At 42.7% G+C, this 14,957-nt stretch carries 9 protein-coding genes, 12 tRNA genes, 1 rRNA gene and 2 pseudogenes (1 of these 24 cut by a window edge); 2 read left to right on the top strand and 22 right to left on the bottom strand.

The window, feature by feature from the left end:
• Positions 1 to 18: 18 nt before the first annotated feature.
• Both BrL25_RS14200 and BrL25_RS14195 read right to left on the bottom strand, forming a co-directional pair.
• Positions 19 to 687, bottom strand: a pseudogene (locus BrL25_RS14200) (DUF444 family protein); the annotation flags it as partial.
• Positions 688 to 698: 11 nt separating this feature from the next.
• Positions 699 to 2,597 carry a PrkA family serine protein kinase gene (locus BrL25_RS14195; protein WP_018673310.1) on the bottom strand — a complete coding sequence of 633 codons (1,899 nt, stop codon included), beginning with the start codon at positions 2,595 to 2,597 and terminating at the stop codon, positions 699 to 701.
• A gap of 547 nt (positions 2,598 to 3,144) precedes the next feature.
• On the opposite strand from BrL25_RS14195, the pseudogene BrL25_RS14190 reads away from it, so the two are divergent.
• Positions 3,145 to 3,606 (top strand): annotated as a pseudogene (locus tag BrL25_RS14190) (2-thiouracil desulfurase family protein).
• A gap of 119 nt (positions 3,607 to 3,725) precedes the next feature.
• Here the strand turns inward: BrL25_RS14190 and BrL25_RS14185 are convergent.
• The 6 genes from BrL25_RS14185 to rnhA form a co-directional block, all read right to left on the bottom strand.
• Entirely contained in the window at positions 3,726 to 4,457 is a 732-nt protein-coding gene (locus BrL25_RS14185) for an HAD family hydrolase (protein WP_018673313.1), read from the bottom strand.
• Between the two features lie 59 nt (positions 4,458 to 4,516).
• The gene (gene trmL / locus BrL25_RS14180) at positions 4,517 to 4,990 is read right to left on the bottom strand and encodes a tRNA (uridine(34)/cytosine(34)/5-carboxymethylaminomethyluridine(34)-2'-O)-methyltransferase TrmL (protein WP_018673314.1); all 474 of its coding nucleotides are present in this window, start codon (positions 4,988 to 4,990) and stop codon (positions 4,517 to 4,519) included.
• A 250-nt stretch (positions 4,991 to 5,240) separates the two neighbouring features.
• Positions 5,241 to 6,311 carry an amidase domain-containing protein gene (locus BrL25_RS14175; protein ID WP_236848042.1) on the bottom strand — a complete coding sequence of 357 codons (1,071 nt, stop codon included), beginning with the start codon at positions 6,309 to 6,311 and terminating at the stop codon, positions 5,241 to 5,243.
• Between the two features lie 129 nt (positions 6,312 to 6,440).
• Positions 6,441 to 6,962 (bottom strand): methylated-DNA--[protein]-cysteine S-methyltransferase, encoded by a 522-nt coding sequence (locus BrL25_RS14170; RefSeq protein ID WP_018673316.1) that lies wholly within the window; start codon positions 6,960 to 6,962, stop codon positions 6,441 to 6,443.
• 105 nt (positions 6,963 to 7,067) lie between these two features.
• Positions 7,068 to 8,219: a tRNA epoxyqueuosine(34) reductase QueG gene (gene queG / locus BrL25_RS14165; protein WP_018673317.1), complete on the bottom strand. Its 1,152-nt coding sequence runs from the start codon at positions 8,217 to 8,219 to the stop codon at positions 7,068 to 7,070.
• Positions 8,216 to 8,650: a ribonuclease HI gene (gene rnhA, locus BrL25_RS14160; RefSeq protein ID WP_018673318.1), complete on the bottom strand. Its 435-nt coding sequence runs from the start codon at positions 8,648 to 8,650 to the stop codon at positions 8,216 to 8,218. Before rnhA ends, queG begins: the two co-directional genes overlap by 4 nt.
• Before the next feature lie 238 nt (positions 8,651 to 8,888).
• On the opposite strand from rnhA, the gene BrL25_RS14155 reads away from it, so the two are divergent.
• Positions 8,889 to 9,563 carry a B3/B4 domain-containing protein gene (locus BrL25_RS14155; RefSeq protein ID WP_018673319.1) on the top strand — a complete coding sequence of 225 codons (675 nt, stop codon included), beginning with the start codon at positions 8,889 to 8,891 and terminating at the stop codon, positions 9,561 to 9,563.
• A 19-nt stretch (positions 9,564 to 9,582) separates the two neighbouring features.
• Here the strand turns inward: BrL25_RS14155 and BrL25_RS14150 are convergent, their stop codons facing one another.
• The 14 genes from BrL25_RS14150 to BrL25_RS14085 form a co-directional block, all read right to left on the bottom strand.
• On the bottom strand, positions 9,583 to 10,920 hold the full coding sequence (locus tag BrL25_RS14150; RefSeq protein ID WP_018673320.1) for a purine/pyrimidine permease: 1,338 nt from the start codon (positions 10,918 to 10,920) through the stop codon (positions 9,583 to 9,585).
• A 141-nt stretch (positions 10,921 to 11,061) separates the two neighbouring features.
• Positions 11,062 to 11,144 (bottom strand) — tRNA-Leu (locus BrL25_RS14145).
• Positions 11,145 to 11,253: 109 nt separating this feature from the next.
• Positions 11,254 to 11,327 (bottom strand) — tRNA-Cys (locus tag BrL25_RS14140).
• Between the two features lie 5 nt (positions 11,328 to 11,332).
• Positions 11,333 to 11,408 (bottom strand) — tRNA-Gly (locus tag BrL25_RS14135).
• 11 nt (positions 11,409 to 11,419) lie between these two features.
• Positions 11,420 to 11,492: transfer RNA gene (locus BrL25_RS14130), tRNA-His, on the bottom strand.
• A 16-nt stretch (positions 11,493 to 11,508) separates the two neighbouring features.
• Positions 11,509 to 11,582, bottom strand: a tRNA-Trp gene (locus BrL25_RS14125).
• Between the two features lie 12 nt (positions 11,583 to 11,594).
• Positions 11,595 to 11,667: transfer RNA gene (locus tag BrL25_RS14120), tRNA-Phe, on the bottom strand.
• Between the two features lie 30 nt (positions 11,668 to 11,697).
• Positions 11,698 to 11,774, bottom strand: a tRNA-Asp gene (locus BrL25_RS14115).
• A 6-nt stretch (positions 11,775 to 11,780) separates the two neighbouring features.
• A tRNA-Met gene (locus BrL25_RS14110) sits at positions 11,781 to 11,857 on the bottom strand.
• An 18-nt stretch (positions 11,858 to 11,875) separates the two neighbouring features.
• Positions 11,876 to 11,951, bottom strand: a tRNA-Val gene (locus tag BrL25_RS14105).
• A gap of 7 nt (positions 11,952 to 11,958) precedes the next feature.
• A tRNA-Glu gene (locus BrL25_RS14100) sits at positions 11,959 to 12,035 on the bottom strand.
• An 8-nt stretch (positions 12,036 to 12,043) separates the two neighbouring features.
• Positions 12,044 to 12,136 (bottom strand) — tRNA-Ser (locus tag BrL25_RS14095).
• A gap of 3 nt (positions 12,137 to 12,139) precedes the next feature.
• Positions 12,140 to 12,214, bottom strand: a tRNA-Asn gene (locus BrL25_RS14090).
• Positions 12,215 to 12,271: 57 nt separating this feature from the next.
• Positions 12,272 to 14,957 (bottom strand): 23S ribosomal RNA (locus BrL25_RS14085) (it continues 243 nt past the right edge of the window).

Raw genomic sequence — 14,957 nt, 5'->3', positions numbered from 1 at the left:
AGTTAATTATGGTTCACTCATACTACCACTAGTATCCATCATAGCCAAAATTACAGCATTGGAATGGGGCTTCACAATCTCCTCCCAGGTTTTAAATCGTAAATCATCCATCGAGATACCTAGTTCCAGATCGTCATACCCGGCTAATGCATTCCGGCGAATGGCGGATATTAAGGTGCGTTTTTTATCAATATTACCCATCAAACCTTTTTTACGAACATCGTTAAATTGAATATCTTCTATGGTAATTTTCTGTTCGTCTTTTGTTTGAAGGTTAGGTAACTCCAACTCCGAAAACAGCATTTCCTGCAACTCTTCAACTGTAATCTCCGCTTCATAATAATCATTACCAGGTTGATCGCCAGCTCCTTGCCCTTGACCTGCCCTAGCATCAGCCGGGTCACCGTCTTTAGCTATTACATCTCCTATCTTGGAATTGCCTTTACCTTGGCCTGTATGTTGTCCTTTATTAAAATTGTAACGAAAGCGATACTCATCAAGCGATCTGATTGGTATTTTAATAATTTCTCGACCATTAGACATTATGATATTTTCTTCGCTTACTAAATCAGACAGGTTTTTCTTGATCGCCTCTTTTACTTTTTCCTGATGTCTGCTCTGGTCCTGATGACCTTTTCTGTGCAGAGACCAGTCTTCTTTGGAGACGATAAACGATGAATCGTTCATCAAGCTCCCCCCTAGCGATTCAGCAAACTACCCACGTAACGCAGCAGTTCATTTGCTGAAATTGGCGTATATCCGTGTTCTTCTACTAAGCGACGTGTTACTTCATTAATTTTTTTCAATTGGTGCTCATCTGGCGTTTTTGTAGAGGTAGTTATTTTGACCACATCTTTTAAATCCGCGAATAATTTTTTCTCAATCGCTTCACGCAGACGATCATGCGTATTGTAGTCAAATCGTTTACCTTTACGTGCATAAGCTGATATCCGAATAAGAATCTCTTCACGGAATGCACGTTTGGCATTTTCAGAAATACCAATTTGCTCTTCAATCGATCTCATGAGGCGCTCATCTGGTTCCAATTCCTCACCTGTTACTGGATCACGCAAGCGATTAGAATTGCAATACGCCTCAACATTATCCAAGTAATTATCCATCATCGTTTTTGCTGATTCCTCATAGCTGTACACAAATGCCTTCTGTACTTCCTTTTTCGCAATATCATCATACTCTTTCCGTGCAATAGAGATGAAATTTAAGTAACGCTCTCGCTGTTCCTTACTGATGGAAGCATGCTGATCGAGCCCTTCTTTTAATGCCCGCAAAATATCCAGAGCATTAATAGACTCCGTATCACGACGTATCAGTGCGCTGGATATCCTATTTATGACATAACGAGGATCTATCCCAAACATACCTTCGTCTGCATACTCATTCCGTAATTCCTCAATGTCCGAGCCTTTGAATCCTTCTACGGATTCCCCATTGTACAAACGCAATTTTTTTAAAAGATCGGCACCTTGTTTTTTGGACTCTTTTAAACGGGTTAAAATAGAAAAAATAGCTGCTGTATATAACGCATGTGGAGCAATATGAACATGACCTAAATCAGATTGCTTAATTAATTTATCATAAATTTTTTCTTCTTCTTTGACTCGAAGATTATACGGAACTGGCATCACAATCATTCGAGACTGTAATGCTTCATTCTTTTTATTCCCGATAAAGGTTTTGTATTCCGTTTCGTTTGTATGAGCAATTATCAGCTCATCGGCTGAAATTAGGGCGAATCTACCCGCTTTAAAATTGCCTTCTTGAGTTAGGGACAATAAATGCCACAGGAATTTTTCATCGCATTTCAACATCTCTTGGAATTCCATGAGCCCACGATTCGCTTTATTCAATTCACCATCAAACCGATAGGCACGAGGATCAGACTCAGAACCATACTTCGTGATCGTAGAAAAGTCGATCGTCCCCGTTAAATCGGCAATATCCTGCGATTTTGGATCAGATGGGCTAAAGGTACCAATTCCCACCCGTTTTGACTCTGAAAAGAAGATTCTCGTTACTGGAAAATCTTCCATCCGACCACCATACTCTGTTTCTAATCGCATCCTGTTGTATGGAGTAAGCTCTCCTTCAATCTTTACACCAAATTCTTGCTCAAATTCGGGACGTAATTCATTAGGAATCAAATGGAGAGGTTCTTCTTGCATAGGGCAGCCGTCTAGCGCATAAATTGAACCTTCATCTGTACGGGAATACTCCTCCAAACCACGCTTCAGCATCGTTACGATTGTCGATTTCCCCCCGCTGACCGGACCCATTAGCAATAGGATTCTTTTTCTTACGTCCAATCTTCTTGCTGCAGAATGGAAGTACTCCTCCACCAGTCGCTCAACACTACGATCTAAACCATAGATTTCACGTCCGAAAAATTTGTAACTCCTGCTACCATCTTCATTTTCTTCAATCCCATGGCTTTTAATCATGTTGTAGACACGTGAATGAGCAGTCTGTGCAATTTGTGGATGTTTGCGAACAAGCTCAAGATATTCAGCAAACGTGCCTTTCCACGTTAACTTTTCTTCACGGGCCCGGTGCTCTGCAATTCTTTTTAAAATATCCATGCAAGTCACTCCTCCCTAAACCGGCCAATTCTCAACTCGCAACTGTAGGTTATCTTTACAACTATATGTCCCGATATTTTTCAGCATTCTTGAAAAACCTCCAAATATCAGGTGAAAATTAAGTTCTCTCCTATGAATATGCAGATGTGCCCATCATGTTTCTTTTAAAGTAGCTAGAAGTTTTTGTGAAAGATGAAACAATTCTGTCAAGTCATGCAATAGGCAAAAAAGTCAGTCTACGTTATAATGGATGTACTACAGTAAAGAAAGGAGCTCTACTCTATGGGTACGTTTATTGTTGGGGGAGTATTCGTCGTCTTTCTATTCTTCATCTTGACGGCAGGATATAACGAAGATAAGACCTGGAATATGTAAAGTAAAAGTTCGTACGATTCTGTGGTTTTATTCGTTTTGAGAATTTGATGCGCTTCCAAATTCTTATACGTTTCTAAATATCTCAATGCTTTGATAACCAGACGAGCCACACATTCCTGTGAACTTGAGCTGGTTATTTTTAATAGGTAAAGAAAAGAAAGGTGAAGCGAACATGCTCCTCGTCCGCTCCTGTCTAGCTGGCCTCAATTGCCGTTATAACGGTAGCCACAGCCTTAACGAGAAGGTGAAGGAATTAGTCGATCAAAACAAAGCAGTAATGGTTTGCCCTGAACTACTCGGCGGTTTTATTACACCACGAGAGTCAGCTGAAATTATCGGGGGTAATGGGAGCGATGTCTTACGCGGCACAGCAAAAGTCGTGGAGAAATCTGGACGTGATGTAACCCATTTATATATAGAAGGAGCTTATCAAACTCTTTAGCTTGCTAAACAATACCAAGCAACTCATATCATTCTAAAAGAGAATAGTCCATCTTGTGGAAGCCAGAGGATTTATAACGGGCAATTTTCCAATCAGCGTATTCCTGGTCAAGGAGTAACATCAGCCTTACTACGCCAAGAAGGCTATATTGTTATTTCAGAAAATGAAGGAAACAATGTTCTAGAACTTTGAAAGAAATAGTCATACAAAAAAGCTGCCGATTGTCTGGCAGCTTAGTTTTTCTTTTGATTTCCTTGTTCTCTGATTCCTTTTTCGTTCCCTTTTCTTTTGAACACTTCTATTGATGATCGTTAAGCTTTAGCAAAAACACCTTGACGATTTATAATTGCTTGATATAATTCCTCAATCGTTCCCCGCTGATCTACCTGATAGGTAGGCTCCCCTCGATCTTCCATGTAATTGGTCACCAAAAAGGTTTTTAGACCTAGCTGACTTGCTACCATGTCTTCCTGCATATGATTCCCTACCATGATACACTCTTCTGGCTCTACTTGTAGACGCTCACAAACTTCATGATAATACTCCACATTTGGCTTCGTGAAGTGAGAGGTCTCATACACCGTTACCCATTCAAAGTCTTCAGGAGTTAATTCAAGCCAAGCTAATCTCCCATATATAGCTTCTTTAGGAAAAACAGGGTTGGTTGTAACAGCAACACGATAACCTGCCTCTTTAGCTGCTTGCACTAATTTTTTTCCCCAAGGTGATGGATTTGTGTAGTGTGATAAATTTGGAAATAGCTCCAGATAAAATTTTTCAAAGATAGGCCATACATCTTCTTTTTTCGCTCCGCTATGTTTCAAAAAATTCTCAATGAATATTTGTTCGTTGGTTTTATCTGCTTCCTTATTAATAATCATTGCTTTTGTAGACTCCCATAGCCACCCAATCAACTGCTTTGATTCAAAGGCATCTCCAACAAACATCGCTAACTCTTTTAAATAGTTCTCCACGAATTGATCTGTATGCATTTCTAATAATGTTCCATCTAAATCAAAAAAAACTGTGGTTGCCTGTGACATGTGTTCCTCCCTTTGAATACCCTACCTTATATTTATCTTCAAAAAAACAACGAGCTAGCTTAATCCAATCCTGGAAATCCAATCTGCCGTAGCCCTTCAAAAGTAACAATGGCAGCACAGTTGGATAAATTCATAGATCTGGTTGCGCCTCCCATAGGAATACGAACAATTTGACTAGAATCGTATCTATCCATAATCTCTTGTGGGATGCCACTAGTTTCTTTACCCAAGATAATAAAATCACCAGGTTGAAAATCGATATCGCTATAAGACCTCGTCCCATTTGTCTCTACGAAGAAAAAGCGATCTGTTTTATGCTCATGAACTTGGGCAAAATGTTCAAAATTATCGTAGTAACTGATATTTACGGCATGCCAATAATCCAATCCTGCTCGTTTAAGGGCTTTGTCATCAGTTGAAAAGCCAAGTGGACGTATGAGATGCAAATGAACACCAGTTGCTGCGCAAGTTCTAGCAATATTCCCTGTATTGGCTGGAATTAATGGTTCATGTAGTACGATGTGTAAAGACATAGACGCTATCTCTCCTCTAACAAGCTCACTATCATCTTATCGCAAAAAAGATCATTTCGATATGTTTGAAAAAGCATTAGTAAGAAAACCCTAAAGAACAGTCTCCTCATCTAAAAAGAAGCAAACTACTCTTTAAGGTTTTTGATCATTTTTAGTGATTTTACCAACAATAAATGATTTGGTTCAAATCCCCTAGTTTGTGGCTTTCCTTAATCTTAACTCTTGTATGGTAGTAACAACAAGCGATGTTTCAATTTTCTACAGCCATCACATGAAAGAAGCGATATTTAATAGCAGGCGTATAAGCAGTGGAATCTAAGTACTCCCAAAAACGATACTGAGCATTAAACGTGTGCGCATTCACTAACGGAAATCCCTGTTCATCTTTTGCTACTACAATTGTATTATGATCCCATCTACCATCCCCAGTAAAATCATAACAAATGATGTCGCCAATCTCCAATTCCTGCGGAGTTCCTCTTTGTTGAGCGTAAAAAGGAGCCCCTCCTTTAGCCAACAATGATTCTAGGCTATTTGCAATGGCCCAACTAAAACTCCACCCCTCTTTGCGATGACGATACCACCATCCTTTTGCTCTACTATTAGTAAATATCATTGGAATTCCACCTGCATGCAAGCATTGAGAAATAAAGTTGGTACAATCATCTTGAAAATAAGGATATGCTGGGTTGGGAGTTTCCCAAAACTGATTTGCATAAGCAACAGCAGCTTCACGATTATAACTATAGGATAGAACAACCGGATGGATCTCTGAATCCACTTCAGGATTAGGTAAATTGTTATGTGAGGGATTACGTTTCTCTTTGCTATTCATGGAATTCGTCAAGTCGGAATCACTGCCATGAAATAACGGCATTGGCATTCCCCATACCTGTTCAAAATTCCACAGGCTACCGTCATCAGAGATTAATTTAATCTGTTCGGTGGTCTGCATTTCATAAAACTCAAGAGGTGCAGATGGGGCCGGTCTGAAATAGATCCTTCTATGAAGAAGTCCTGATACCATAACATTGGAAGAGCACACAGCCTCATAAATTGGTGTTAACTTTGTATGAACAGCCTGTAATGACCAGCTGTCTGAATCGTGTTGTACACTCTTCCATCGAAGCCAAGCTGCTTGCCAATACCTAATAGCCTTCTTTGCTTCTTCGGTAATTTGCAATTGTTGGGGCGAAATAGAAAAATCTAGGCTTAGAAGTGCCCTGTCTACTTCTCCGAGATATTGGTTTACTTCCTTCCTCCAAGCTTCTCCAACCATACGTATGCTCCCTTCCATTTCGGGATGTACGCTTCTGATCAAGTATTCCCCATGCTTACAGCAATCTTGATCGAGCAACTAGCATCTATTGCTAATTATATGGATAAGAGCCTTGACCCATGAACATGCATGAAAACAGACATGCAGCTAGTAAACCTATTTCATTATTGGCTATTTAACAATTGGTAAAACACCTTCTAATGTAAGCAATTGTTCCTTTATTGATAAACCTCCGCCGTATCCGACCAGTGCGCCATTCGCCCCAATTACTCGATGGCATGGAACAATCAATGAGACTGGATTTTTGTTATTAGCCCCGCCTACTGCTCTTACCGCCTTATCTGAACCAATACTACAAGCAATATCTTTATATGAACGTGTCTCACCATAAGGAATAGTAAGTAATGCATTCCAAACTTTTTTCTGAAACATTGTTCCATGCAGATCTATTGGAAAGGAAAATATTTTACGTTTCCCTCGGAAATAATCATGCAATTGTTGATGAAGTTCATGATGTTTTTCTGGAGTGGGCTGATCAGCTAATGTATATTTCCATTTTTTTGCCCAGCTTTGGATGGCATGCATGCTTGTCTCATCTTGTCCAAATTGGATATAACAGACACCTATTTGATTAGTAACTAAAATTAATCCCCCAATGGGTGCATCCATATAAGAGTAATGCAATACATTCATCCCTTACTCACTCCTTTATATTCAGCATTGATATGCGCTAGATACTACGGACGCAACCCTCCAGATATGATTACTTGTTGTCACGTTCTTTATCTTCTAGCTTTTTTAATGCTTTTTTAATGCTTTTTGTATCTCTTGCATAACAGACTCATCTTGTTCCTTGAGATTGGCTAATTCTAATGCGTCCATTGCTAGCTCTCCACCAATTCGCCCCAATGCCCACGCAGAAGTTCCTCGGATAACTGGACGTGAATCTTTATTCAAAAGCTCGATTAAATCTGGTACTGCTGACTTATCTCTAAAATGCGCTAAACCTAAAATGGCATTTCTTTGTATAGGCTTTTTACCACGCCAAGCAGCTGAAGATGTTCCAAATCTCGTCTTAAATTCTTTGTTTCCAATTGTAAGTAAAGGCTTTAGCAAAGGTTTTACTAGCTCTGGGTCTGGTAAAGTCTCTGGATGATGTGTAAAGTTCATACCTTTGTTTTTAGGACATATCGTCTGACAGGTATCACAACCATATAATCTATTTCCTATTTTTTCTCGGAATTCTTCTGGGATTTCATTCTTCACTTGAGTTAGAAAAGCTACACATCTCTGTGAATTTAGTTGTCCACCTTGAACTAAGGCTTGAGTAGGGCAAGTATCCAAACAAAGTGTACATTCTCCACACTGATCCTCCATTGGCTGATCCGATGGTAGCGGAAGGTTCGTAATCATCTCTCCCAGATAGACATAAGAGCCGAATTCCGGGGTAATGATGGAGCAATTTTTCCCTACCCATCCTATTCCCGCTCTTTCAGCCACAGCCCGATCAGATAGGACACCCGTATCTACCATAGATTCTAAACGTGCATCTGGTTCCAACGTTTGAATAAAATCAGCAAGTTGGTTCAATTTATCACGTAGAACGTGATGATAATCTAATCCCCATGCAGAGCGTGCTAGAATTCCTCTATACGCCTCAGGCTCTGATTTGGGAAAATTGGTCATCTTGGAAGGATAGGCAATCGCAATAGCGATGATAGAACGTGCTCCCTCAAGAGTAAGCTCAGGATACACACGCTTATCAATATCCTTCTCTTCAAATCCTGACTCATATCCTTTCTCACGATGAACTATCAGTCTGTCTTTTAATTCCAAAAAAGGATCTGCCGAGGTAAATCCAATTTTATCAATGCCTATTTCTGCTGCATATCGTTGAATGGTTTCTTTTATTTGTTGCCAATATGTTGTGTCTAGAAGAGATGGCTTCACCGGTGTTTAATCGCTCCTGTGGCCAATTCATCACAACGATTATTCCATTCATTGTCAGCATGACCCTTTACTTTTACATAATCGACCTGGTGTATTTCCATGAGTGACAGAAGCTCTTTCCATAGCTCCTGATTCTCTACAGGTTGGTTTTTACTATTTTTCCATCCTCGCTGCACCCAACCCACATGCCACCGCTGTTGAAAGCAATTTACAACATAGGCACTATCACTATATATAGTAACTTTACAGGGCTCCTTGAGAATCTTCAGAGCTTCGATAACCGCCTGCAATTCCATTCGATTATTCGTCGTTTGTTCAGCTGATCCTGACATCTCTTTTTTATGCTCACCATAAAACAGAACCGCACCCCAACCACCTGGACCAGGATTACCCGAGCATGCTCCGTCTGTATAAATTGTTACTTCCTTCATCGTCGTTCTGTTCCCTCCTTGGTTTCTATTTCTATTTTACAAAAGGACAGAGCCCTCTACAAAAATATTTTCATTGAAATCTCTTTCTCATGTTACGTGATCTGTTACATAAAAACAAATAATTTACCCTTTATTTTCCATGTTTGTTATTGGCTTTTACTGCTATAGAGGAATTTTATAAGTCTATAAACAGTGATATACTATTTTTATAAGGTTGTATTTGAAAGGAGCCTTTTTCATGTACATAACCATTGATGCCACTCTGTTAGAAAAGCTTCCGGGTTTTTCTTTGGGGATGATTCATTATTCGGGAATGTCACTTTCTAGTTCTCCTAAGATGCTAATGGGTCGTATGAATTATTTTATCGAATCTCTTCGAATAGAGCATTCTCTTGAAACCATGAAGAATATTCCTAATCTCAGCTACTGGCGTGCAGGGTTTAAAGCATTAGGTATTGACCCTAGTCGATATCGTCCTTCTTCTGAGGCATTGTTACGCCGAATTTTGCAAGGAAATCCTTTTCACTGGGTAAATTCGGCAGTGGATATCAATAACTTTTTGTCAATTATGCATTTTCTTCCTTTTGGTCTATATGATGTTCACAAGTTACAACTTCCGATACGTTGTCAATTAGGCACAGAAAATGATGTATATTCAGCCCTAAATGGACGGGATGTTACCATGAACGGAAAAATTATTTTAGCTGATGGAAATGGAGCCTTTGGGAGCCCTATTGTTGATTCTCTTCGAACCAGTGTATCAACAGACAGTACAGAGCTACTACAGATTATCTTTATTCCACCAAATGTATCACCAAATGAACAGGAAAAAATTATTGGTTCCTCTGCTAGAATGATTATCGAAATAAATGGCGGTGAAGTTGTGGAATCTGCTATTGTTTCAACAAAGTAACTCAAAAAAGACGAATTGCCTAGGAAGCAGATTCGTCTTTTTTTATATCTACAGTTTGTACAGCACGATTAGGATAAATAATGTGTTCTAATAATAAAACTAACAGCACACCTACCAGTAGTCCATTACTACATAAAAAACTCAGCATAGGATGTAGAGTTTTCCACGCATCGGGAGCAACAAACATGATACCTAAGCCCAATAATAAAGAACATCCTACCACAATAATCGTTCGTTCATTAAAAGGAACTTTTTTAAAATCTCTCAAACCAAACCCTAGAATTTGAGCATACGCAACAAACATAGCAGCATATGCAACTGGTGTTGGCAATGTTGCTAGTATATTAGAAATAGAAGGGAGAAGCCCGATTATCATCATAAAAGTCATGGCTAAAATAAATGGCAATCTGGATGCAATTTTTGTAGTTTGTATAAACGCCGCAGCAAGTGTAAGTGGTATCATACCCACAACTCCTGCCAGACCAGAAATGAGATGGGACACACCTGTAAATACCCCACCTTTATCAAAGTGTCTCTTTTCTGCCTTTTCTTCCGTTGTTTCCCCAATTACTGCAATACTAGTAATCAAATTAGTTAAAAGAATTAAAGTGGTAAGTACACACGTTACTACAATTCCTAAATCCCAATGAAAAGGTCCCCAAAAAAATAAACGTGGTACAGTTATCAAAGCCGTTGATTCTCTAATAGGATCTGTCCACCCCATTAAAGCATATGTTCCCCAGCCTGCCAACATCCCGATTAATACTGCAAAGCTAGCAACAGCTTTTATTTTTTGACATAGTAACACAATCATAATAATAACAATAGAGGTTAAAGCGATGTTAGGAAGTACGGTAGTTGCACCATGATAACCTACCCCTAGCATCCCTTTAATAAAATTACTAGCTAGTGATATTGCTAGTAAAATCATATAGGTACCTGTTACAGCAGGGGTAAACAGTTTTTGCAATTTACTTATAGAACGTGTGAGACCTAAAATTAAAAAGATCAAACCAGAGATGACCATTCCTACTTGAAAGGATTGTCCGATTTCCATTGGAGCTAATCCCATCGTGGCACCTATTTGAGCTAGCATAAGAAAAATACTCCACCATAACCCTGCAGGCGCCTCCATCATAGGATATCTATGTCCAATCCAAGCCTGAATAAGAGAGGCTAATCCAATATAAAACAAAGTCTGTTGAATAAATAAAGCTGTTTGAACCTCACTTAAACCATAAACTTCACCAATGACAATAGGTACTGCAATGCTGCACGACAGAGTTACAATAAACCACTGCACAGCTGCTGGTATTGTTACCTTCCAAGGTGGTGTACTATTTAAACCGTACTTCACACCGTCTTCCCCCTTACCATCTTCCTATCGAATGACTCTGTGTTTATTGTTTGAATCAAAATAGCTTATGTTGCAACTAGAAATATAGTAATAAAAATAAAAATGCTTTCTTCTTTTTTGAAGAAAGCATTTCCTTACGTATGGTGCCGGTAGAGGGACTTGAACCCCCACGGTTTCCCTCACGATTTTGAGTCGCGCGCGTCTGCCAATTCCGCCATACCGGCATGTTTTATTAAAAATAACCATTTCAATTTCCTACTCTATAATTCTATCATACTTTTCTATTAAACATAAATTGTTAATATTTATAGAAAAATACCTAATAGTTTGAAATGGAGGAGGTACCCGGATTTGAACCGGGGATGAGGGTTTTGCAGACCCGTGCCTTACCACTTGGCTATACCTCCATATATGGAGCGGACGACGGGTCTCGAACCCGCGACCTTCGCCTTGGCAAGGCGACGCTCTACCAATTGAGCTACGTCCGCATAAAAAAAGGGGCGATCGATGGGAATCGAACCCACGAGTGTCGGAGCCACAATCCGATGCGTTAACCACTTCGCCACGACCGCCATACTAAATTTATAATGGCAGGGGCAGTAGGAATCGAACCCACGCCAAAAGTTTTGGAGACTTTTGTTCTACCATTAAACTATGCCCCTACATAATAAAGGTGGCTCGGGACGGAATCGAACCGCCGACACGAGGATTTTCAGTCCTCTGCTCTACCGACTGAGCTACCGAGCCAAACATACTTGCCATATTTTGAATAAGAAATGGCGGAGCTGACGGGACTCGAACCCGCGACCTCCGGTGTGACAGACCGGCGTGAACTCCAACTTCACCACAGCTCCATACTTTGGTTGCGGGGACAGGATTTGAACCTGCGACCTTCGGGTTATGAGCCCGACGAGCTACCGAACTGCTCCACCCCGCGACAATATTAAAATAAAAATGGTGGAGGATGACGGGATCGAACCGCCGACCCTCTGCTTGTAAGGCAGATGCTCTCCCAGCTGAGCTAATCCTCCAGATAAATGGTGACCCGTAGGGGATTCGAACCCCTGTATGACAGCGTGAAAGGCTGCTGTGTTAAACCGCTTCACCAACGGGCCTTAAATTATGGCGGATGGAGTGGGATTTGAACCCACGAGACGAGTTGACCCCGCCTACACGATTTCCAATCGTGCTCCTTCGGCCGCTCGGACATCCATCCATATGGCTCCTCAGGACGGACTCGAACCGCCAGCCTACCGGTTAACAGCCGGTTGCTCCACCATTGAGCTACTGAGGAACAGTATGAAAGAGTTGTTCTTTCAAAACTAGATAATGAAGTCAGCATAAAGGCAATGTGGATAAGTCCTCGACCGATTAGTATTCGTCAGCTCCATGCATTACTGCACTTCCACACCGAACCTATCAACCTCATCGTCTATGAGGGGTCTTACTAGCTTGCGCTATGGGAAGTCTCATCTTGAAGGGGGCTTCACGCTTAGATGCTTTCAGCGCTTATCCCGTCCGCACATAGCTACCCAGCTGTGCCACTGGCGTGACAACTGGTGCACCAGTGGTGCGTCCATCCCGGTCCTCTCGTACTAAGGACAGCTCTCCTCAAACTTCCTACGCCCGCGACAGATAGGGACCGAACTGTCTCACGACGTTCTGAACCCAGCTCGCGTACCGCTTTAATGGGCGAACAGCCCAACCCTTGGGACCTACTTCAGCCCCAGGATGCGATGAGCCGACATCGAGGTGCCAAACCTCCCCGTCGATGTGGACTCTTGGGGGAGATAAGCCTGTTATCCCCAGGGTAGCTTTTATCCGTTGAGCGATGGCCCTTCCATGCGGAACCACCGGATCACTAAGCCCGACTTTCGTCCCTGCTCGACTTGTAGGTCTCGCAGTCAAGCTCCCTTGTGCCTTTACACTCTACGAATGATTTCCGACCATTCTGAGGGAACCTTTGGGCGCCTCCGTTACTCTTTAGGAGGCGACCGCCCCAGTCAAACTGCCCACCTGGCATGGTCCTTCCACCCGATAAGGGCGGCAAGTTAGAAACTCCGTACATCAAGGGTGGTATCCCAACGACAGCTCCACGAAGGCTGGCGCCCTCGCTTCACAGCTTCCCACCTATTCTGTACATGATGCACAAAGTTTCAATACCAGGCTACAGTAAAGCTCCATGGGGTCTTTCCGTCTTGTCGCGGGTAACCTGCATCTTCACAGGTATTATGATTTCACCGGGTCTCTTGCCGAGACAGCGCCCAAGTCGTTACGCCTTTCGTGCGGGTCGGAACTTACCCGACAAGGAATTTCGCTACCTTAGGACCGTTATAGTTACGGCCGCCGTTTACTGGGGCTTCGGTTCAAAGCTTCGCTTGCGCTAACCCATCCCCTTAACCTTCCAGCACCGGGCAGGCGTCAGCCCCTATACTTCGCCTTGCGGCTTCGCAGAGACCTGTGTTTTTGCTAAACAGTCGCTTGGGCCTTTTCACTGCGGCCTCCTCGGGCTATAAACCCTACCGAGGCGCCCCTTCTCCCGAAGTTACGGGGCCATTTTGCCGAGTTCCTTAGCAAGAGTTATCCCGCGCACCTTAGGATTCTCTCCTCGCCTACCTGTGTCGGTTTGCGGTACGGGCACCTTGTTCCTCGCTAGACGCTTTTCTTGGCAGTGTGAAATCAGGGACTTCGGTACTTAAATTTCCCTCGCCATCACAGCTTGTGCTTACTAGTGTGCGGATTTGCCTACACACCACACTTACTGCTTAGACGGCCATCCAATAGGCCGCTCACCCTATCCTCCTGCGTCACGCCATTGCTCAAACGGAACAGAGGTGGTACTGGAATATCAACCAGTTGTCCATCGCCTACGCCTTTCGGCCTCAGCTTAGGTCCCGACTAACCCTGGGAGGACGAGCCTTCCCCAGGAAACCTTAGGCTTTCGGTGGACAAGATTCTCACTTGTCTTTTCGCTACTTACACCGGCATTCTCACTTCCAAGCGCTCCACCGCTCCTCACGATACGGCTTCACTGCTGCTTGGAACGCTCCCCTACCCAGTCCATAAGGACTGCCATAGCTTCGGCGGTATGTTTAGCCCCGTTACATTTTCCGCGCAGAGTCACTCGACCAGTGAGCTATTACGCACTCTTTAAATGGTGGCTGCTTCTAAGCCAACATCCTGGTTGTCTGGGCAACTCCACATCGTTTCCCACTTAACATACACTTGGGGGCCTTAGCTGATGGTCTGGGCTGTTTCCCTTTTGACGATGGATCTTAGCACTCACCGTCTGACTCCCGGATATAAGTACTTGGCATTCGGAGTTTGACTGAATTCGGTAACCCGATGAGGGCCCCTAGTCCAATCAGTGCTCTACCTCCAAGACTCTAAATCCGAGGCTAGCCCTAAAGCTATTTCGGGGAGAACCAGCTATCTCCGAGTTCGATTGGAATTTCACCGCTAGCCACACCTCATCCCCGCACTTTTCAACGTGCGTGGGTTCGGGCCTCCAGTAGGTGTTACCCTACCTTCACCCTGGACATGGCTAGATCACACGGTTTCGGGTCTACGACAACGTACTTTCGCCCTATTCAGACTCGCTTTCGCTGCGGCTCCGTCTCTTCGACTTAACCTCGCACGCTATCGTAACTCGCCGGTTCATTCTACAAAAGGCACGCCGTCACACATAGAAAGTGCTCCGACTATTTGTAAGCACACGGTTTCAGGTACTATTTCACTCCCCTCCCGGGGTGCTTTTCACCTTTCCCTCACGGTACTGGTTCACTATCGGTCGTTAGGTAGTATTTAGCCTTAGCAGATGGTCCTGCCAGATTCACACGGGATTTCACGTGTCCCGCGCTACTCGGGGTTGGTCTCGGAGAGACAGATGTTTGGGTTACGCGACTATCACGCTCTTTGGTCAGTCTTCCCAAACTGTTCACCTACATCTGTCTTTTGTAACTCCTATATGAAACGCCCCACAACCCCGTAGGATAAATCCTACGGTTTAGGCTCTTCCGCGTTCGCTCGCCACTACT

The organism is Brevibacillus laterosporus DSM 25 (assembly GCF_002706795.1).
GTDB lineage: Bacteria > Bacillota > Bacilli > Brevibacillales > Brevibacillaceae > Brevibacillus_B > Brevibacillus_B laterosporus.
The sequence above is the reverse complement of the archived record's forward strand: the minus strand, read 5'-3'. Positions and strand labels throughout refer to the sequence as shown.